Annotated in this window: 20 protein-coding genes; 9 read left to right on the forward strand and 11 right to left on the reverse strand. The window is 68.6% G+C overall.

All coding sequences use genetic code 11. From position 1 onward, the window contains the following. Positions 1-61: 61 nt before the first annotated feature. On the reverse strand, positions 62-2,668 hold the full coding sequence (clpB, locus tag VEC57_04765) for an ATP-dependent chaperone ClpB (protein ID HYB98428.1): 2,607 nt from the start codon (positions 2,666-2,668) through the stop codon (positions 62-64). Between the two features lie 244 nt (positions 2,669-2,912). Between clpB and VEC57_04770 the strand changes: the two genes are divergently transcribed. From VEC57_04770 to VEC57_04790, 5 genes are all read left to right on the forward strand, one after another. Beyond that, positions 2,913-3,206, forward strand: a complete 294-nt coding sequence (locus VEC57_04770; GenBank protein ID HYB98429.1) for a PGPGW domain-containing protein — start codon at positions 2,913-2,915, stop codon at positions 3,204-3,206. A gap of 40 nt (positions 3,207-3,246) precedes the next feature. Next, a complete protein-coding gene (locus tag VEC57_04775; protein HYB98430.1) occupies positions 3,247-3,570 on the forward strand; it encodes a zf-TFIIB domain-containing protein in 324 nt (107 codons plus the stop codon). 4 nt (positions 3,571-3,574) lie between these two features. Then, positions 3,575-4,183: a riboflavin synthase gene (locus VEC57_04780; protein HYB98431.1), complete on the forward strand. Its 609-nt coding sequence runs from the start codon at positions 3,575-3,577 to the stop codon at positions 4,181-4,183. Positions 4,184-4,318: 135 nt separating this feature from the next. Beyond that, on the forward strand, positions 4,319-4,942 hold the full coding sequence (locus tag VEC57_04785) for a hypothetical protein (protein ID HYB98432.1): 624 nt from the start codon (positions 4,319-4,321) through the stop codon (positions 4,940-4,942). 48 nt (positions 4,943-4,990) lie between these two features. Beyond that, positions 4,991-5,455, forward strand: a complete 465-nt coding sequence (locus VEC57_04790) for a hypothetical protein (GenBank protein HYB98433.1) — start codon at positions 4,991-4,993, stop codon at positions 5,453-5,455. Between the two features lie 129 nt (positions 5,456-5,584). Here VEC57_04790 and VEC57_04795 read toward each other — a convergent pair whose 3' ends face one another. The 6 genes from VEC57_04795 to VEC57_04820 form a co-directional block, all read right to left on the reverse strand. After that, a complete protein-coding gene (locus VEC57_04795) occupies positions 5,585-6,928 on the reverse strand; it encodes an AarF/ABC1/UbiB kinase family protein (GenBank protein ID HYB98434.1) in 1,344 nt (447 codons plus the stop codon). A 33-nt stretch (positions 6,929-6,961) separates the two neighbouring features. After that, positions 6,962-7,126 (reverse strand): CcmD family protein, encoded by a 165-nt coding sequence (locus VEC57_04800; GenBank protein HYB98435.1) that lies wholly within the window; start codon positions 7,124-7,126, stop codon positions 6,962-6,964. Beyond that, positions 7,123-7,827 (reverse strand): cytochrome c biogenesis protein CcsA, encoded by a 705-nt coding sequence (gene ccsA / locus VEC57_04805; GenBank protein HYB98436.1) that lies wholly within the window; start codon positions 7,825-7,827, stop codon positions 7,123-7,125. The genes VEC57_04800 and ccsA overlap by 4 nt, the downstream gene beginning before the upstream one ends. 258 nt (positions 7,828-8,085) lie before the next feature. Next, entirely contained in the window at positions 8,086-8,745 is a 660-nt protein-coding gene (locus VEC57_04810; GenBank protein HYB98437.1) for a heme exporter protein CcmB, read from the reverse strand. 7 nt (positions 8,746-8,752) lie between these two features. Continuing rightward, the gene (ccmA, locus tag VEC57_04815; GenBank protein ID HYB98438.1) at positions 8,753-9,472 is read right to left on the reverse strand and encodes a heme ABC exporter ATP-binding protein CcmA; all 720 of its coding nucleotides are present in this window, start codon (positions 9,470-9,472) and stop codon (positions 8,753-8,755) included. Next, entirely contained in the window at positions 9,473-10,681 is a 1,209-nt protein-coding gene (locus VEC57_04820; GenBank protein ID HYB98439.1) for a hypothetical protein, read from the reverse strand. 99 nt (positions 10,682-10,780) lie between these two features. Between VEC57_04820 and VEC57_04825 the strand changes: the two genes are divergently transcribed. From VEC57_04825 to VEC57_04835, 3 genes are all read left to right on the forward strand, one after another. Further along, positions 10,781-11,794, forward strand: a complete 1,014-nt coding sequence (locus tag VEC57_04825; GenBank protein HYB98440.1) for a prenyltransferase — start codon at positions 10,781-10,783, stop codon at positions 11,792-11,794. 201 nt (positions 11,795-11,995) lie between these two features. Then, positions 11,996-13,174 carry a thiolase family protein gene (locus VEC57_04830; GenBank protein ID HYB98441.1) on the forward strand — a complete coding sequence of 393 codons (1,179 nt, stop codon included), beginning with the start codon at positions 11,996-11,998 and terminating at the stop codon, positions 13,172-13,174. A 67-nt stretch (positions 13,175-13,241) separates the two neighbouring features. Further along, positions 13,242-13,718, forward strand: coding sequence for a hypothetical protein (locus VEC57_04835; GenBank protein HYB98442.1), 477 nt, complete (start codon positions 13,242-13,244; stop codon positions 13,716-13,718). Between the two features lie 38 nt (positions 13,719-13,756). Here the strand turns inward: VEC57_04835 and VEC57_04840 are convergent, their stop codons facing one another. From VEC57_04840 to VEC57_04855, 4 genes are all read right to left on the reverse strand, one after another. Next, complete coding sequence (locus VEC57_04840) at positions 13,757-14,887, reverse strand: pilus assembly protein TadG-related protein (protein HYB98443.1); 1,131 nt, start codon at positions 14,885-14,887, stop codon at positions 13,757-13,759. A gap of 328 nt (positions 14,888-15,215) precedes the next feature. Next, entirely contained in the window at positions 15,216-17,045 is a 1,830-nt protein-coding gene (gene glmS / locus VEC57_04845; protein ID HYB98444.1) for a glutamine--fructose-6-phosphate transaminase (isomerizing), read from the reverse strand. 1 nt (position 17,046) lies between these two features. Next, positions 17,047-18,471, reverse strand: a complete 1,425-nt coding sequence (gene glmU / locus VEC57_04850; GenBank protein HYB98445.1) for a bifunctional UDP-N-acetylglucosamine diphosphorylase/glucosamine-1-phosphate N-acetyltransferase GlmU — start codon at positions 18,469-18,471, stop codon at positions 17,047-17,049. A 62-nt stretch (positions 18,472-18,533) separates the two neighbouring features. After that, a complete protein-coding gene (locus tag VEC57_04855; GenBank protein ID HYB98446.1) occupies positions 18,534-19,478 on the reverse strand; it encodes an SdiA-regulated domain-containing protein in 945 nt (314 codons plus the stop codon). Positions 19,479-19,497: 19 nt separating this feature from the next. On the opposite strand from VEC57_04855, the gene VEC57_04860 reads away from it, so the two are divergent. Beyond that, positions 19,498-20,154, forward strand: a complete 657-nt coding sequence (locus tag VEC57_04860; protein ID HYB98447.1) for a L,D-transpeptidase family protein — start codon at positions 19,498-19,500, stop codon at positions 20,152-20,154. Positions 20,155-20,195 lie beyond the last annotated feature (41 nt).

The following is a 20,195-nucleotide window of genomic DNA, read 5'->3' on the forward strand; positions in this document are numbered from 1 at the left end:
GCGCGCGCGCACTTGCGCCTTGCGAAGCGACGTCGTGTGACGTCGCTTCGCCGTGCCCGCGCTAGGCCGCCTCGGCCAGCGTCGTGCGGAAGCTGAGCTTCCTGCCGCCGTCGCCTCGGTCGACTTCGACTTCCATGCCGTCGCGGATCTCGCCGGCCACGATCCGGCGGGCGAGCTCGTTCTCGATCTCGCGCTGGATCGTGCGCTTCAGCGGACGCGCGCCGAAGGTCGGGTCGTAGCCGACCTCCGCGATGTAGTCGCGTGCGGCGTCGGTCAGCCGCAGGTGGATGTTGCGCGATTCCAGGCGCGCCTGCAGGCGTGCCACCTGCAGGTCGACGATCCTGCGCAGCTCCTCGCGCGTCAGCCCGTGGAAGACCACGATCTCGTCGAGGCGGTTGAGGAACTCGGGCCGGAACTCGTGCTGCAACAGCGCCAGCACCTCGGCCTTCATGCGCTCGTACACCTCCGGATCGCCTGCGCCGCGGTAGGCGAGGATCTCCTGGCTGCCGATGTTCGAGGTCATCAGGATCACGGTGTTCGTGAACACCACGGTGCGGCCCTGGCCGTCGGTCAGGCGCCCGTCGTCGAGCACCTGCAGCAGCGTGTTGAAGACGTCGCGGTGCGCCTTCTCGATCTCGTCGAGCAGGACCACCGTGTAAGGACGCCTCCGCACGGCCTCGGTGAGCTGACCGCCCTCTTCGTATCCGACGTATCCCGGCGGCGCGCCGATCAGGCGCGAGACCGAGTGCTTCTCCATGTACTCGGACATGTCGATGCGCACCATCGCGTGCTCGTCGTCGAACAGCTCGGCGGCCAGCGCCCGCGCGAGCTCGGTCTTGCCGACGCCGGTGGGGCCGAGGAACAGGAACGAGCCGAGCGGACGGTTGGGGTCCGACAGGCCCGAGCGTGCGCGCACCACCGCGTCGGCGACCGCCTGGACCGCCTCGTCCTGACCGATCACCCGTTCGTGCAGCCGCTCGGCCAGGTGGATGAGCCGCTCCGCCTCGCCTTCCATCAGCTTGGACACCGGAATGCGCGTCCAGCGCGAGACGACCTCGGCGATGTCGTCCTCCGTGACTTCCTCGCGCACCATGCGCCGGCCCTCGCCGGACAGGCGCGACTCGGCCTCCGCCAGCTGCTTCTCCAGCTCGACCAGGCGCCCGTACTTGAGCTCGGCTGCCTTGTTCAGGTCGTAGGCCCGCTCGGCCTGCGTGATCTGATTGCGGACCTCCTCGATCTGGCTCTTGAGCTCGCCGAGCTTCTGGCTCTGCTGGCGCTCCACGTCCCACTCGGCCTTGAGCTCGTCGTGCCTGGAGCGGATCTCCGCGATCTCCTTTTCGAGCTTCTCCAGGCGCTGCTTGGACGCAGTATCCGTCTCCCGCCGCAGCGCCTCGCGCTCGATCTCCAGCTGCATCACGCGACGAGAAACCTCGTCCAGCTCCACCGGCAGGGAGTCCATCTCCGTGCGCAGCCGCGCAGCAGCCTCGTCCATGAGGTCGATCGCCTTGTCGGGAAGGAAGCGGTCGGTGATGTACCGGTCCGACAGCACCGCAGCCGTCACCAGCGCAGAGTCCTTGATGCGCACGCCGTGATGGATCTCGTACCGCTCCTTGAGGCCGCGCAGGATCGAGATCGTGTCCGCCACCGATGGCGGCGCCACGATCACGGGCTGGAAGCGGCGCTCGAGCGCAGCGTCCTTCTCCACGTACTTGCGATACTCGGACAGCGTGGTGGCGCCGATGCAGTGCAGCTCGCCACGCGCCAGCATCGGCTTGAGCAGGTTGCTGGCATCCATCGAGCCCTCGGAGGCGCCAGCGCCGACGACAGTGTGCAGCTCGTCGATGAAAAGCACGATCTGCCCCTCGGCCTCCACCACCGCCTTGAGCACGGCCTTGAGGCGCTCCTCGAATTCGCCGCGGAACTTGGCGCCGGCGATCAGCGCGCCCATGTCGAGCGCGACCACCTTGCGATTCTTCAGCCCCTCGGGAACGTCGCCGGCGACGATCCGGCGCGCCAGCCCTTCGACGATCGCCGTCTTGCCGACGCCGGGCTCGCCGATCAGTACAGGGTTGTTCTTGGTGCGGCGCGACAGCACCTCGATCGTGCGTCGGATCTCTTCGTCGCGGCCGATGACGGGGTCGAGCTTGCCCGCCGATGCCATGGCGGTAAGGTCGCGGCCGTACTTCTCGAGCGCATCCATCGTCGCTTCGGGATTCTCCGACTGCACGCTGGAGCCCTGGCGCAGGTCGCGCACGATCTTCTCGACCTCGACGGAGTTGATGCCCGACTCCTGCAGGATTTTGCCTGCATCGCCTTTGTCCGCGATGAGCGCGAGCAGCAGATGCTCGACGCTGACGTAGGCGTCGCCGAAGCCTTCCATGACGCGTCCCGCTTCGCGCAGGACCTTGGCGAAGCGCGCGCTGGCGTGCAGGTCGGACGCTGCGCCCGAGGACGTGGGCAGCCGCGTCAGCGCCTGCTCGACGCGTGCCTTGATCGCCGACGGCTCACGGCCGAGCCGTCGAATGATGGTGGGGACGAGGCCATCGCTCTGCGTGACCAAAGCCAGCAGCAGGTGCTCCGGCTCCAGCGTGGTGTTGTTCCGATCGAGCGCCAGCCCCTGGGCCTCCGAAAGGGCCGCGCGTGTCTTCTCGGTGTAGTTCTTTTCCATGTCGATACCGTCCGGTCTTCTTCTTCATCCCGGCGCGAGCCGTGAGTGCGCGCCATGCTAGGCGCACTGGCCACTTGCCGGTGCTCGTTCTCGGCCGCGCCAGCGCGCCATCCATCCGCGCCGCGACCTGCCGCGAAGCTAAGCATGATGGCCCTCGGAGCAACCGTGGGGCGTGACCGCTGGCCCTGAACATACGCTCTTTCTAAGATGCTGGCTTCGTTCCCGGCCTTCTGGAGACCCATACTTGAAACGAACCGTCGTGCGCGCGGCCCGTCTGGGCATCGGGTCTCTTCTCGTCCTCGTCGGCGTGATCTCGGGATTCGTTCCAATCCTGCAGGGCTGGATCTTCATCCTGGCCGGGCTTTCCATCATGGCCCCGGAGAGCGAGCGGGCCCGCAGGGTGCTCGATTGGGCGAAGAAGAAGTTCAAGCGAGGGGATGCCGAGAAGACCGGCGATGAGCAGCCGCCGTCGTCGCGCACGGGCGATGGTGCTCCGCGCTCATCTGCGCAGGATGCAGAGCAACGGCGCGACGTATAGAGGAGAGGCGGCCCCCGGCGGGCGAGGATAAGGAAGTACCATGGACGAGAAGGATCGTTTCGGGGACAAGCTGCGCGACAAGCAGAAGGCAGAAGAAGACCGCTTCATCGCCGAGCAGGAGAGGGAAAAGATTGCCCGGTTGCGCGAGCGCCTCGCCAAGGAGAACGCCCCGCGCGGCCTGTGTCCGCGCGACGCCACTGCGCTGGTGCTGCGCGAGCAGGACGGCGTCACCCTGGACGAATGCCCGACCTGCCGGGGCCTGTGGATGGATCATGGCGAGCTCGATCAGCTGCTGTCCAAGCGCAAGGACGAGGCGTGGATGACGCGCTGGATCCGTTCGGTGCTGGAGTCGCAGAAGGGCTGAGCCCGTGTTCACGGGCATCATCGAGGACCTGGGCCGCCTGGCTGCTCGCCAGCCACTGGCGGCCGGCCAGAGGCTGCGCATCGCCACGCACCTTTCCACATCCGATTTCCAGCTCGGCGAGAGCATCGCGCTGAGCGGCGCGTGCATGACGGTCGTGGAATGGTCGGCGGGCGAGTTCGCCGTCGACGTCTCGGCCGAGTCGCTGCGCCGCACCACGCTCGGCGCGCTGGCAGAAGGCGAACCCATCAACATCGAACGGTCGATGAAGCTCGGTGACCGTCTCGGCGGTCACATCGTCTCCGGTCACGTCGACGGCACCGGAACGGTCGTGGCGATCCGAGAAGAAGGCGAGTCGGCGATCTTCACGTTCGCCATCGACGAAGGGCTCATGCCGATGCTCGTCGAGAAGGGGTCGGTCGCCGTCGACGGAATAAGCCTGACCTGCTTCCATTGCGGCACGGACCGTTTCGACGTGGCTGTCATTCCTCACACGCGCCAGGTCACCACGCTCGGCGCGCGCCGCGTCGGCGACCGCGTGAACATCGAGACCGACGTTCTCGGCAAGTACGTGGCGCGTCTGGTCGAGGCGTCGGTGCGGGCGCACACGCGTTGACCCGCCATCGGGCCCTCCCGCCTGCGTGATTTTCTCGCGCCGTCGAATGGCGCGAGAAAAGCCCGCGTCGTCTCTCGTAGCGCAAGGCGACCTGCTCGTGCAGGGAACCCCCGCTTTGTGCCGGAGGATGCGCCGATGAGAGTGACGCATTGGTTGGGCGCCGTTGCCGGCGCTTTCGCGATGTCGACCGCAGCCGAGGCCCACGTGCCGGCTGCCCATGCTTCCTGCGCCGGCGCCGGCGGCGACGCGGCGCAGATGCTCGCCCAGACCGCTTCCCCGCAACCTTCCACGATCGCACCAGGCCAGCTCGGCACTTCGCCGCACGTCCCCGGCCATTTCCCGGGCGCGGGCGGCAGTCCGGGCCGAGCCACCGGCGGCCCCGGCACCGGCGCCACCGGCGACGGCGGCGTCGCCGGCACCGCGGCATCCGGTGAGCGCGGAGCAACGGGCACTGGCGCAGCAACGAACACGGACGCCGGCGTCGGTACCGACGCCGGCCCGGGCATGGAGACCGGCGCAGGCGCGGCGCCCGCGTCGGAGGTCGAGGAAGGAAGCCGTCTCGATACCGAGGCCTTCCGCCCTCGCATCGGCAGCGATGCCGAGCGCGCCGGCACCGGCGGCGCGGGCGGCGCGGGCGTCGAGGCGGATGTGAACAGGCGCGTGTTCGCGCCGAGCGGCACCGGCGTCAGCGGCGAGGCTGGAACCGCCGCGCCCGGCGGCGCGGGAACCGCAGCGGGCGGCGCCGCCGCCGGCCGCTGATGATCGACTCACGGCGAGGGAACTCGCCACAACCAGGAGGTAGCAGTCATGAGCAGGATCTCTTTTCGCACGGTCGCCGTCACCGCAGGTCTGATCGTTGCAGCGGGCACCGTGTACGCCGACGCTCCCAGGCTCGACGATGGCGCGACCGGAGCGCAGCTGGCGCAGACCGGCAGCGGGTCAGGCAAGGCCGGCTCGGCGGCCGGAAGGATGGGAGCGGGTACGAACACCGACTCGGGAACCAACACCGACAGTGGGACCAACGCCGACGCCGCGCCGGGCGCCGCGGGCAGCGCGCCCGGCCGCTTGGGAACCACGCCAGGTCAGGCGGGCACGGCGCCTGGAATGGGCGGCACGGCTCCCGGCACGGCCGGCACCGTTCCGCCGGCCGGATCGGGCGCGGGCAGCACTGGCAGCGGTACCGGCACTGGTACCGGCACGGGCACCGGTACCGGTAGCGGCACTGGCAGCGGCACTGGCAGCGGCACCGGCACTGGCAGCGGCGGTCGCTGAGGATCAACGGCCTCGCGTCGACCGCGGCGGCCCTGACGCACGCTGGCGCGTCGCGACGGCCGCATGAAAGCCGGCGCGAACGACGCGCCAAACGACGAGGGCGGCGGCAGTTCATGCCGCCGCCCTTGTCTATCTGGTCGGCCTCAGCGGCGAGAACGACATGCCGAGGAACGGCATCATCGCCGCCAGCGGATCGACCTTGGAGTCGAGCGTCTTTCCGATTCCCGACAGCAGCCCCATCACGCGCAGCACGAGCAGAAGATCGGAGGAGGCGCGCACGATCGGATTGGCGCGCAGCGCGCGCATCAGCTCGTCGTTGATGCGCTCGACCATCGCCAGGTCGGCGTAGGCCCGTCCCGCACGCAGCGCCTGCCCCAGGAACAGCTCACCGATGGTGACGAAGGTGTCGTCGCTGCCCGTGCGCGTGCGAAAGCCGAGTTGCCGGAACGCTTCGCCGACGGCGGCTGCATCCTGCGCGATGATCGCGGTGGTCAGGCGGATCAGCCCGTCGCGCAGCGCCGGCGTGAATTCCTTGGCGAGCCCCAGATCCAGGATCACCAGCACCGGGCCCGCCGTGCCTCGCTGCACCAGCAGATTGCCGGGATGCGGATCGCCGTGGAAGAAGCCGTGCACGAGGATCTGCCGGATGTACGTGCGCGCCAGCAGCTCGGCGACATGGTGCTTGTCGACGCCGATTCGTTCGAGACCGGCAAGGTCGGTGATCTTGACGCCCTCGATATAGTTCATCGTCAGCACCGTGCGCGTGCACAGGGCGGCCACGGGCGTGGGAAACACGACCTGGGGGTCGTCCGCGAAGTCGGCGCCGAAGCGGCGGGCGTTGGCCGCCTCGTTGACGAAATCGAGCTCGAGCGGAATGTACTTGTAGAGCTCGTCCAGCAGGATGCGAAAGTCGAACGTCCTTTCGATCCGGGCCAGCAGCCGGATGAAGAACGCGAAGTTGGCGAGATCGGTGGCAATGACGCGCTCGATCCGCGGATACTGGATCTTGATCGCGACGTCGCTGCCGTCGTGCAGCTTTCCGCGATGCACCTGCGCCAGGGATGCCGATGCCAGCGGCGTCGGCTCGATGTGCGCGTAGCACTGCTCCAGCGGCCGCCCGAGCTGGGCCTCCAGCCAGGGTCGGATCTCCTCGAACGGCCGCGGCGGCACCCTGTCCTGCAGCTGCGCCAGGATGTCGATGAACTGGGGCGGAAGAATGTCGGCGCGGCTGCCGGCGAACTGGCACGCCTTGATCAGCAGGCCTTCGAGCCCAAGCGCCGTATCGCGCGCCATCTCCGCCGAGCGCGTATGCCAGGCATCATAGTAGTCGGGGCGGCTGGATGCGCCGGTGATGGCGCCCCAGGCCTGACGGGCCTTGTATCCGACATAGATGGTTACGACCATGCGCGCGACGGCGGTGAAGCGCCGCACGCGCGTCGGGAACGGAAGGGAAGGGGAGTCGGTGGGCGACATGGAACAGGACGAGCTCGCGAGGCGAGCGCCATCTCAGCGCGGTGCGGACCTGTTCTCGCGCTCCAGCTCCTCGACGCGTTCGCTCAGTCGCCGCGTAGCCGAGGTCAGCCGCCACGCATAGAGGAAGATGAGGACGAAGAAGGCGGCATAGGCTGCACCCACGTAGGGCAGGGCACCGGAGCCGGTAATGGTGTTCACGACGGGACGCTCCTGCGGTAGGACTCCTCGCTCAGCAGATTCACGCGCTCGCCCAGCCGCAGCGTGGACACGCACAGCGCCCACAGCCACAGCATCAGCGCGATCTCGGCGGCCATGCTCAGCATCAGCGTCGTGACCATGCGCGGATCGGAGATGCCGCCCTGAGGGTTGTTGATGACCTGCGGGTGGATCGTGCGGAACAGGCGCGTTGCCAGCATCACCAGCGGCACGTTGAGCGCGCCCACGATGCACAGCACGGCTGCGTAGCGCGGGCCCATCTCGTTGTCGCGGGTCAGCGTGCGCAGCAGCAGATAGGAGGCGTAGACGAGCCACAGCAGAAGGAACGTGGTCAGACGCGAGTCCCACGTCCACCAGGTTCCCCACGCCGTTCGTGCCCAGATCGCGCCGGTGACCAGGACGATGGTGGCGAACAGCATTCCGACCGAAACGAACGCGTGCGCGGCGTGGTCCCACACCGGCCTGCGCGTGTACAGATACAGGGCGCTGCCGATGCCGCCGCCGGCAAAGGCGATGAAGCACGAGGTGGCCGCGGGCACGTGGTAGTAGAAGATGCGCTGGCTCAGGCCCAGGCCCGCGTCGGTCGGAACCCAGAAGAAGATTGCGATCAGCGACAGCAGGACCAGCGCCAGCACCGGAATCGGCGCGAGCCGAAGCAGCCATCTCTGTATCGCGTCCACCATCGTAGTTCCTCTGCGCGCGGCACGGCGCGCGTCCACAGTTTTGATTGGGCACGACGAGTAGTCTAGCCGGCTGCCGCTCCGTCTCTTGCGCGTGGCCGGCCTGCTCCTGAGGCGGGCTGTGGCGTCACACTCGATGGAGCGACCGCGCAGGTACGTTTCGTCATCTGCGTCGAGCACCGCCGCGGCTGCGCGATCGCCGGCGGCCGCGCGGTCGCGGCGGCGAACGCAGGAAGACGCCGGAGGACGCGACGAGTGTATCTAATCGAGCAGGACGAACTCGAAGAGCAGCCAGCCCGAGGTCACGAACAGGATGTCGAAGGCGGCGAGAAGCGTGGCGCGTGCGCCCAGCGTCAGGATGCCAGCGCCGCCGAGCACCATCTCGGTGGCCTGCACCGCAGCGATCAGCAGCGGCACCTGAAGCGGCAGCACCAGCAGCGGCAGCACCATTTCGCGTGCCCGCGTGCCGAGCGCGGCAAGCGCGAACAGCGTTCCGGTTGCGGCCAGGCCGACGGTGCCGGCCACCAGCACCAGAATCAGGCCCGGCAGGTTGGCGAGCAGGTTGACGCCGAACAGCAGCGCGAACATCGGCAAGAGCAGCGCCTCGAACGCCAGCAGAAGGATGACGTTGACCGCCAGCTTGCCGAGGAAGATTGAGCCGCGGTCCATCGGCGAGGTCAGGAGGCCTTCGATGCATGCGCCGTCGCGCTCGATCATGAAGCTGCGGCCCAGCGCCAGCACGGAGGCGAAGACGATGCCGATCCACAGGATGCCGGCAGCCATGCGCTCGATGTCCTGCGGCCGCAGCGCCAGCGAAAAATAGAATACGACCAGGATCAGCACGCCCAGCACGAGCAGCGTCGGCAGCGTCTCGCGTGTCCGCGCCTCCAGCACGATGTCCTTCCAGATCAGCGCCAGCATCGCTCCCTCACGTCCCGGCCATTGCCTGCGAATACCGTAGCGCCATCGTGGCGACGTCGGGAAGCGCGGGTCCGCTGTCCCATGCGATGCGGCCGCGGCTGACGATGACGGCGCGCGTGGCGGAAGCCAGCGCGCGCTCCAGGTCGTGCGTGGCCATCAGCACCGTGGCGCCGCGGCTGCGCTGCTCGGCCAGGAGCTGCGCGAGCAGTTCCCCGCCGCTCGGGTCGAGGCCGGTCAGCGGCTCGTCCAGCAGCAGAAGGTCGGGCTCGTGCAGCAGAGCGCGCGCCAGGCCGAGCCGCTGCAGCATTCCGCGCGAGAACGTCGCGACGCGGCGGTCTGCGAAGCGCTCCAGCCCGACACGCGCCAGCATCGCCTGCGGCCGGTCCGGATCCTCGATGCCGTAGAGCCGGGCGTAGTAGCGAAGGTTCTCGTGTGGGCTCAGGTCGCGGTACAGCGAGCTTTCGTGGCCGAGATAACCGAGCCGGCGGCGCAGCCGCGCGCCGCCCGGCAGCGCGGTGCCGAAGACGCGCGCCTCGCCTTCGTTCGCGCGCAGCAGCCCTGCCAGCGTGCGCAGAAGCGTCGTCTTGCCCGCGCCATTGGGGCCGAACAGCGCCAGCGTCTCGCCGGCGGCAACCGTCAGGTCGAGGCCCCGCAGGATCGGCGTGGCGCCGAAACGGCGCGTCAAGCCGCGAAGCTGCACCGCGGGTGAAGTGGCGGACGCCGTCACTCAGGCCGGCTTGTCGCGCAGCACCGCTCGCGCGGCGGCTCGCTGCCGTGCCAGCAGCCACAGCAGATAAAAGAGATGGCTGGCCACCGCCGCGCCCCACAGCAGCAGGTCGAGACGGCCGATGAGCGCCGCGAACAGCAGGGCGTACGCGATGCCGTCGCGCTGGGTGAAGCGCGAGACGAACTCGTCGCTGGACGGCTCGTAGCTGCCGGCGCGCTCGCGCGCGGTCCACAGGTCGTGCAGCACGTAGATGTAGGCCAGCGCGGTGCTGATCATCAGGCCGATCGTGGCGATGGCGGCTAGCGCGAGCGCGCCGCCGCCGCCGGCCGGCCCGCCCGCGACGCTCCAGAGCATCGCGATGTGGACGACCGTGTCGCCGGCCAGCTCGAGCTTCTCGCGCAATCCGCTGTCGGCGAAGCCGGCGCGCGCCATCACGGCGGCGGCCGCGCCGAGCACGCGCGAACCCAGGAAGAGCAGGGCGCCGGCGATGCCGGCCTCGTAGCTGGTGCCGCCGAGGATCCAGGCGGCGGTCAGGCCGGCGAACAGCTTGAGCGTGGCCAGGCGCGCCGGTCGCAGCGGCGTGGCACTGAGCACGCGCGCCAGCCCGGCAGCCAGCCTGCGCTTGACGCGCACGGCGCCGAGCCCGCGCGGCGCGCCGAACAGCGTTTCGACGAGCTTGGACTCGGCGTGCGCGGCCGAGACGTTGTCGCTCAGTCGCTGCTCGTCGCGCGGATTCAGGTCCAGCACCGCTCCGTCGTGCTCGAGCAGCTCGGCCAGCGCCGTCGAGGCCGACACGGACGCCAGGCGCGCGGCCACGGCGCGCGCCTCGGCGAGAGAAATCCGTCCCAGTGGCACGGCGATCGCTCCGCGCTCGCAGACGCGAGCCAGCACTCGCCGCTCGCGTCGCGCTCGCACGCCGAGCAGCGCCCCCAGCGACAGGTACCACTCGGCGCTGACGACCATCGCCAGGCGCGACTCGTCGCCCGGCTGCAGACCTTCCGCAAAGCGCGGTGCGGAGATGCACTGGGCGCGGGTGCCGATCAGTCCCGCGATCTCGGCGAGCAGCGCCTGGAGGGAAGCGGGGACGACGACCACGGGGGTCATGCGCAAGCGATGAGCCGCCGCCACGTGACGGACCACAGAGGGCACGCCGGCAAGCCGGGTCAGCGCGCCACGGCCGCTGACGAGCACCACGAACGGCTCTGCCATGAGCCTCGTCTATAACGGTCCGGCCGCGGGTAATCGAACGGGAATCGGCGGCGCGCCGGCGCTTGCACGGAAGTGCTTCGTCTGGGAATCTCGCCGCCCATGAGCGCCAGATCCTCCGTGCTTTCCAGTTGGGGTGAGATCCTCCGTACGCAGAACCTCAAGGATCAGAGCCGGCTCGATTTCGTCTCGCGATGGCTCCTGATCACGCGTGCCAGCGTTTTCACGATGACCATCACCTCCGGGCTGATCGGCGGCCTGCTGGCCGCGCACTCGCCCGATGCCAACTGGTGGTTCTTCTTCCTGTCCGTCGTCGGCCTCGTCATCGCGCACGCGGCCAACAACATGATCAACGACTACTTCGACCTGTCGGGCGGGGTCGATACCGAAGGCTACACGCGCACGCTCTACGCGCCCCATCCCATCCTTTCGGGCCTGGTCTCCAAGAATGGGCTGATCGCGGCGATCGCTCTCTTCAACCTCATCGACCTGCTGATCCTGGCCTATCTGACCGCCGCGCGCGGCCCGCTGGTCGTGTTCTTCGCGCTGGCGGGCCTGTTCATCAGCGTCTTCTACGTGGCGCCGCCCGTGCGCCTGAAGCACCACGGGCTGGGCGAGCCGGGCGTGGCCATCGTCTGGGGGCCGCTGATGATCGGCGGCACCTACTTCGTCACCACCGGCGAGATTCCGATGTGGGTGCTGGTGGCCAGCGTGCCATACGCGCTGCTGGTGACGACGGTGCTGTTCGGCAAGCACGTCGACAAGCTCGATTCGGACGGCGCCAAGGGCATCCGAACCCTGCCCGTGCTGATGGGACGCGAGAGCGCGCTGCGGGCCACGCGCCAGATGATGGTGGCATTCTTCGTGGTGGTCCCGCTGCTGGTGCTCACCGGCGCGCTCGGCCTCTGGTGCCTGCTGACGCTGCTGGCGCTGCCGCGCCTGCGCGAGACGCTCGAGACGTTTCGCGAGCCGCCGCCGCGCAACCCACCGCCGCGATATCCGATCTGGCCGCTCTGGTACGTGGCGTGGGCATTCCGGCTCAATCGCCTCGCCGGCGGCCTGTTCGTGCTCGGACTGCTGCTGGACGCCGTCATTCCCCTGCACATCGGAACCTGACCCCGCGGCCGTCGACGCGAGCACGCAGCGCACGGCCGGCGCCTGGCACGCCGGCACGGCGGCGCGGACGGGCGCACGCGCTCGCGCGCCAGCGCCGTCTGGCGGCGTTTCGACGCGCCGGCAAATTCGCGTAGTCTCCGCCCGCCGGTGAAGGGACAGGCGTCTCTGACCGAGCCTCTCGAGTTCGAAGGAGTTCCGTTCATGCGAGAAGCCGTCATCGTGGCCAGCAAGCGCACTGGCCTTGCCAAATCGTACCGCGGGTCGTTCAACGCGACGCGCCCGGACGAAATGGCCAGTCACGTCATCAAGGCCGCGCTCGAGCAGGTCCCGCAGCTCGATGCCAAGGAAGTCGAGGACGTCATCCTCGGCTGCGGCTTCCCCGAAGGCGCGCAGGGAATGAACGTGGCGCGCATCGCCGCCCTCGGCGCCGGCATGCCCGAGACCGTTGCCGCCACCACCGTCAACCGCTTCTGCTCTTCGGGCCTGCAGGCGATCGCGATGGCCGCCCACCAGATCCAGGAAGGCGCCGATGCCGCCATCGGCGGCGGCGTCGAGTCGATCACGATGGGCCAGGGCAAGATGAACGCGGACGGCATCGTCAGCGGCCGCGTCATGGAAATGTGGCCCGGCGTCTACATGGGCATGGGCGAGACGGCCGAGGTCGTGGCCGAGCGCTACAACATCTCGCGCGAGGACCAGGACGCGTTTGCGCTGCGCAGCCAGCAGCGCACGGCGGCGGCGCAGCAGAACGGCATCTTCAAGGACGAGATCGTGCCGATGGCGACCAGGTTCGCCAGGAAGGGCAACGACGGCAACATGGAGATGGTCGAGACGGTGGTCGACAAGGACGAGTGCAATCGCCCGAGCACGACGCTGGACGGACTGGCCTCGCTTCCGCCGTCGTTCCGTCAGACCGGCACGGTCACCGCCGGCAACGCCAGCCAGCTCAGCGACGGCGCCTCGGCAACCATCCTCATGTCGGGCGATCGCGCCAGGCAGCTCGGCATCGAGCCGCTCGGCATCTATCGCGGCTTTGCCGTGGCCGGCTGCCGACCCGAGGAGATGGGCATCGGTCCGGTCTTCGCCGTGCCGAAGCTGCTGCAGCGCGCCGGCCTGAAGATCTCCGACATCGACATCGTCGAGCTCAACGAGGCGTTCGCCAGCCAGCTTCTGTACTGCATGCGCACGCTGGGCATCAGCGACGAGCAGATCAATCCGAACGGCGGCTCGATCGCGATCGGTCATCCTTACGGCATGACGGGCTCGCGCATGACCGGCCACATCCTGTACGAGCTGCGCCGTCGCGGCGGCAAGTACGGCATCGTCACCATGTGCATCGGCGGCGGCCAGGGAATGGCTGCGCTGTTCGAGGCCTGCTGACCTGCGGGCGCCGGCTCCGTCTCGCTTCGGCGAAAGCGGAGCCGGCGCCTCCATCGCCGCACACGCCGTGTCGGCAACACGAAAAATCGTCCTGGTCGCGGGCGCGGTCAGCCCCGACCGCACCATCGCCCTGGAGCGCCTGCTTCGGCGTGAAGCCGACAACACCGGCTGGAGCGATCGTCTGGAGATCCGTCTGGGCGGCATCGGTGCGGGCGCGGGCCACGTCAGCGATGCGGGCGAGGCCGCCCTTCGCGCGCACGGCATCGACGCCGCCGGCGCCGCCTGTCCGGACCTGGAGCGGCGGCGCGACCTGTTCGACGGCGCCACGATGATCGTCACCGACAGCGGCCAGGCCGCCGACACGCTGGTGGACTGGGATGAAACGGCCGATGCCGACTTCGTCAGCCTCGATGAGCTCGGCGGTGGCGGCGGCGAGGACGCCGAGACCGCTCCCGGTCAGGCGCCCATTGCCCAGGACGTCGACGAGATCGCCCGGCTGGTGACCGAGGTCCTGCGCCGGGTCGTGGCTACGCCCGCGCTCTAGGCTCGCTCAGCCGTGACCGGCGCCTCGTGTCTTTCGCGCTACTGGATCGTACGTGGCTTGGCCACGGCCATGCCGTAGTACGTGGTGTTCTCGCTGCTGCCGAAGTCGATGATGTCGCACTCGACGTTGGCGTCGATCTGCTGCTTGGTGACGCTGTAGATGCGAGCCCGCGCGAACCCGATGATCTTGGTGAAGCCGCTCGGGTTGCCGCAGCCGTCGCTGTCGTAGACCGGTACGAGCACGCGCCAGTTGTTGGCCGCGTCCCTTTTCGCCTTGTACAGGTCCTCGAACTCGTCATAGGCCGAGGAGACCGTTCCGCCGGTGAAGTTGAAATACGTGGAGCCGGCAACCACCGCCGGCGCCGTGTAGGTGCCATCCTCCAGCCCCTCGATGATCTTGCGCAGGGTGCTGGCGCTGTGGCTGGGATCGTTGAAGGTGTGCCAGCCGGCGCAACCGATGGTGCTGTTGGTGGGGTGGAAGCGGATCGCCGAGTCGGTTCCGCAGGGGGAGTCCTTGGCGGTAAACCAGGCCTTGGAGATTCCTACCGGAATGTCGGCCTTGCCCGCCGGGATGGACGATACGGATGCAACGCCCGCCGCCGCCGCCGAGGCGGACACCTTGAACGTGTCGACTCCCACCACGCTGGCCAGCAGCGTCGAGACGGCGCCGTTGACGGTTTCGTCGCGGCGCGCACGGATCTGTACGGCGTCGGCGCCGGTGTCGGTCGCGGTGACGGCGCCGGTCTGCTTGTTCCACGTGCCGATGACGACGTCGGCGGCGGCGATGTCGACGCTCTTGCCGGCGGCGTAGTTCTGCTGGGAGAATTCGTTGATGTTGGCCAGAATGCGGGCCTTGTCGGCGGCGGTCAGGGTGTACTTGCGGTAGTCCTTGTTCCCCATTTCGTCGTAGACGCGGCCGAGCTCGCGACCGCCGGAGGCCGCGCCGGCGTCGGCGATGCTCTGCAACTGCGTTCTGGTCAGGACGATGTAGCCGACGTCCATGACGAGCGCCGCCATTGCCAGCAGCGCGATGCCGCCTCCGAGCGCCAGCATCGTCACGATGCCACGCTCGCCGCGGCGCTCGGCGAACACCGGATCGACGGTTCCTCCCGTGCCTGGAAGCGCCGGCCCTGACGGGGAGCCCTCTTTGCGGTCTGTGGTCAGGCTCATCACGTGTTCCCCCTTCGACACTGGCCGGAAATCCTTCCCGGCAAGGACAGCCAACGGACAAGCAAAGGCCGTGCCCAATGCGGGAGTGTCGCAAGCGATAGCCAGTGCCGCGAAAAATCAGCCTGTAACGGTCTTCGCCGGCTGAGACAGAGAGACACGTGCGGGAACAGGCCCGCAGGCCGCTGCGGGTCTCGCGCCGCAGAACCGCCTCGTCTGCGTTGCAATGTTGCACGATCATCACGGGCCGTGGCTTTTGGCCGCCGGTCCGCAGCGTGCCGTTGGTAGTCGGCTGCGGTCATCCCGAGGGAACAGAGGGCGCGGTCGCGGCCTACTCGACGGTGACGCTCTTGGCCAGGTTGCGCGGCTGGTCGACGTCGGTGCCGCGCTCGACGGCGACGTAATAGGACAGAAGCTGCAGGGGCACCGTCAGCACTGCCGGCATCAGCAGGCTCTCGGTCGCCGGCACCGTCACGACCCACTCGGCAATGCGAGTCAGCTCGGCGTCGGCATCGTCGGTGACGGCCAGGATGCGCCCGCCGCGGGACTGCACCTCCATCAGGTTGCTGAGCGTCTTCTCGTAGACCTCGTCCTTGGGGATGATGACGACCACCGGCAGCGTCTCGTCGATGAGCGCGATGGGGCCGTGCTTCATCTCGCCGGAAGGATAGCCCTCGGCGTGGATGTACGAGATCTCCTTGAGCTTGAGCGCCCCCTCGAGGGCCACGGGGAAGTTCACGCCGCGGCCGAGGTAGAGGACATCGGAGGCCGTCGAGATCTGCCGCGACAGCCTGGCAATGTCGGCCTCGCAGCGTAGCGCCGCCTCCACGTGCATGGGCAGCTCGACCATGGCCTGCACGTAGCGCGCTTCCTCTTCCTGCGAGAGATCGCCGACGCGTCGCCCCAGCCACACCGCGAGCATGTAGAAAGCGCAGAGCTGGGTGGTGAAGGCCTTCGTGCTGGCCACGCTGATCTCGGGACCCGCGTGCGTGTACAGGACGTAGTCGGCCTTGCGCGCGATGGAGGAGTCGACGACGTTGCAGATCGCGAGCACCCTGGCGCCGCGCTCGTGCGCCGCCTCCACCGCTGCCAGCGTGTCGGCGGTCTCCCCGGACTGCGACACCACGATCATCAGAGTGCGCTCATCCAGGACTGGATTGCGGTAGCGGTACTCGCTGCCGTAATCGACGTCGACGGGCAGGCGGACCAGCCGCTCGATGGCGTACTTGCCGATCAGGCCGGCATGCCAGGCCGTACCGCACGCGACGACGGCGATGCGCTCGATCGCGTCGAGCCCCGCCTCGAGCTCGTTCAGCTCTCCGAGCGTGACCGTACAGGCATCCTGGTCCAGGCGGCCTCGCAGCGTGTCGATCATGGCGGTCGGCTGCTCGTGGATCTCCTTGAGCAGGAAATGCTTGTAGCCGCCTTTCTGCGCCGTGACGGGATCCCACGTGATCCGCCGTGGCGCGCGGTCGACCGCCTCTCCGTCAAACGTGCGGATCCGCACCGACTCCGCGGTCACCTCGGCCATCTCGCCGTCTTCGAGAAAGATGACCTCGCGCGTGTAGTCGAGCAGCGCCGGAACGTCGGAGGCGACGAGGTTCTCGCCGTCGCCGAGGCCCACCACAACAGGCGTGGCGTTCTTGGCCGCGATCAGCCGCCCCGGCTCGCTCGCCGACAGCACCACGATCGCGAACGATCCGCGCAGCCGCGCGATGGCCGCCCGCGTGGCCTCGGACAGGGACTTGCCGCCGCGGCACTCCAGGTCGATCAGGTGACCGATGACTTCGGTGTCGGTGTCCGAGCACATCCTGCAGCCGGCCGCCGCCAGCTCCTCGCGCAGCCCGACATAGTTCTCGATGATGCCGTTGTGGATGACGACCACGTCGCCGGCGCGGTGCGGATGCGCGTTGCGCTCGGAGGGCTTGCCGTGCGTGGCCCAGCGCGTGTGGCCGATGCCCACGCTTCCCTGCAGCGGCTCGCCGTCGAGCAGCGCCTGCAGGTTGTCGAGCTTGCCGACGGCACGCCGGACGTCGATGTTGCCGTCGACCTGCGTGGCCAGCCCGGCGCTGTCGTAGCCGCGATACTCGAGCTTGCGCAGACCGCCGATCAGCACGTTCTCGGCGCGCCGGTGGCCGACGTATCCGACGATCCCGCACATCCTACTTCTTCTCCTTGGCCTTCTGACGCGCGCGAAACGCTTCGACCCAGCCATCTCGCCCGCGCTGCGGCTTGTCGTTGAACGCGAGCGAGCCGGGCGCGACATCCTTGGTGATGGTGGAGCCGGCGGCGATGTAGCTGTCGGCGCCGACGGTGACCGGAGCGACCAGCTGGGTGTCGCTTCCGATCTGCACGCGGTCGCCGATGACGGTGCGGTGCTTGCGGAAGCCGTCGTAGTTGCAGGTGATGGTGCCGGCGCCGATGTTGGCGTCCTCGCCTACGCTGGCGTCGCCGATGTAGGCGAGGTGGTTGGCCTTGCTGCGCGCGCCGATGCTCGCCTTCTTGACCTCGACGAAGTTGCCGATGTGCACCTGCTCGCCGAGGTCGGCCTCCGGCCGCAGATGCGCATAGGGCCCGACCTTGGCGCCCGCGCCGATGGTCGCGCGGTCGGCGACCACTCCCCACCGCACCAGCGCGCCGTCGCCTACCCGCGTATCGCGCAAAAACGTCGAGCCTTCCAGAACGCATCGCTCGCCGATCACGGTTGCGCCCGAAAGGCGTACGGTCGGACCGACGACCGTGTCGGCCCCGATGCGGACGTCCACCGACAGCATCGTCGACGGCGGATCGAGGAACGTCACGCCCTGGTCCATCCAATCCAGGATCAGGCGCTCCTGCAGCAGGCTCTCGACGCGGGCGAGATCGGCGCGGCTGTTGACGCCGAGGCCTTCCTCCCCTTCCTCCAGCGTCGCGCATGCCGCGGCGCCTTGATTGGAAGCGATCTCCACCAGATCGGTCAGATAGTACTCGCCCTGTGCGTTGTCGCGCCCGAGCCGGTCCAGCTCGCGCAGGAGGAACTGGGCGTCGAAGCAGTAGGTGCCGGTGTTGATCTCGTCGATCATCGTCTCTTCTTCGGCCGCGTCGGCGTCCTCGACGATGCGAAGCTCGCCCTGACCTTTGCCGCGAACGATGCGCCCGTAGCCGGTCGGATCCTCCACCTTCGCGCTGAGCACCGTCACCTTGGCGCCGGCCGCGCGATGCTCGAGCACCAGCTCCTGCATCGTCTCGCTGCGCAGCAGCGGAACGTCGCCGCACAGCACCAGCACGTCGCCGTCGAAGCCTTCGAGAGCCGGCCTCGCCTGCATGACGGCATGTCCGGTGCCGAGCTGCTCGCTCTGAAGGACGGTCGTCACGCCCTCGCCGACGACCGCGCGTACCGCATCGCCTTGATGACCGACGACGACGATGATGGGCGAAGGCGACAGCGCGGCTGCCGACTGCAGCACGTGCAGGATGAGCGGCCGCCCCGCCACTTCGTGCAGCACCTTGGCAAGAGAGGACCGCATGCGCTTGCCTTGGCCGGCCGCCAGAACGACGGCTGCCAGTGGACGTGAGCGCTTGGGAGAAGGCTTCGATTGTCTGGTCATGGCTGGAGGCGCGACAGACTAGAACAGAAAATCTCGCGTCTCCACGTCCTGAAGGCGAAACTCTACTGTGCCGATGGCGCCGCCGGCTGGGCCGTCTCGCCGGCGAATGGGTCAGTCGGGGGCGCCCACAGCAGCAGCCCGCCGGTGTCCTGCGCGATCACGAAGCGGCCATCGGGCAGCGGCGTCAGGCCCTCCGGCATCAGCCCCGGCACACGCGCCGCGCGCAGATTACGGCCCTGGGCATCGACGACGTAGACCTTCTTCCACAGCGCCGACACCACCAGGAAGGCCTTCATGGCGGGCTGCCAGATAACGTCCGAGAGCGGCGGCGCCTCCACCGCCCTGGAGCTGACGATGCGGGCGTTCTCGAACTTGTCCTTCGTGGAACGGATGGGAATGGCCAGCTCGATCAGGACGGGCGGATCGTACTGGTTGGCGGCGTAGAAGCGCCCGCCCTCCTTGGCCGACTCGTCGGGAACGAACGTGATGCCCTCGATGCCGTCGCCGCCGCGCGCCAGAAAGTTGGGGTTGCCCTCGAAGGTCCGGTCTATGGTGTAGCGGCGGGTGATGCGAAAGTCGTCGGCGGTGACTTCGAAGACGATCTCGTGCCCTTCGCGCGCCACGTACAGGAGCCCGGTGGCCGGATCGACGGTGACGCCTTCGAGATCGCCGCCGAGATGACTCTTGCGAAGGAGCTTGCCCTCCAGCGACACCTCGCCGATGTCGCCCTCATCGCCGACGATGAAAAGGGACTTGCGTAGCGGGTGGTAGACCACCGAGGATGGCTCGGAGAATTCCGGGAGCGGCCACTCCGTGACGGTGGGGTCGGGAGTGCCCAGGCGGAAGGCGGCGATGGCCGGCAGCAGGAGGGCGAGGAGCGCCGCGCGCGCCAGCAGCGTGCGGCGACCGGCATGGCCAGCGTGCATCAGCGATGGACCGCCGTTCGCGTCGTTGCCACCGGCCGTGCGTTGTTCGAGAATGCCCTCAAGCGCCGGTTTATACGCCATGGCTCGCCACGAAATCCAAATGCGACTGCTTCGCGCGACGTTGCGCCGATGCATCGCGCCGGCGATGCTCGTGATCGCGCTCTCGATTCCAGCCGTCGCCACCGCCGAACAGAAGATGCTCGTGTCGCCGGCTTCGGCGCTTGCGCACTTCCTGTCGCTGTTCCGCAAGGAGCCCGCTCCCGATCCGCGCCGCATTCCCGATACGCTCGTGGACAAGGAGACGCCGTGGGGACCGCTCCAGGTCGTGGTCTTCAAGGGCCGCCGCATGCTCGCCGTCTACCGCCACGGCATCCTCGAGCGCGAGTACCCGATCGTGCTCGGGATCAAGCCCGACGGACGCAAACGCTTCGCCTTCGATGCGCGCACTCCCGAGGGCAAGTACCGCATCACCGACAAGCGCCCGCACGAGCGATGGCAGTACTTCCTCGCCATCGACTACCCGAACGATTCCGACAAGGCGGTCTACGCTCAGGAGCTCGCGCGCGGCATCATTCCCGACGTCGGCGGTAAGCCCTTGGACATCGGCAGCGGCCTCGGAATTCACGGCAACGACCGGCCGCAGGAGCAGGCGGCCGGCATCGACTGGACCAAGGGCTGCGTGGCGATGAGCCGCGACGATATCGCCGCGCTCTACGCCATCGTCGAGGTCGGTACGCCGGTCTGGCTGGTGGAGTAGCGGGCCGTTTTGCACGGCGCCGCGAGGGGTGTATTCGCCGA

This window comes from Candidatus Limnocylindrales bacterium (assembly GCA_035626395.1).
Lineage (GTDB): Bacteria > Desulfobacterota > Binatia > UBA1149 > CAITLU01 > DASPNH01.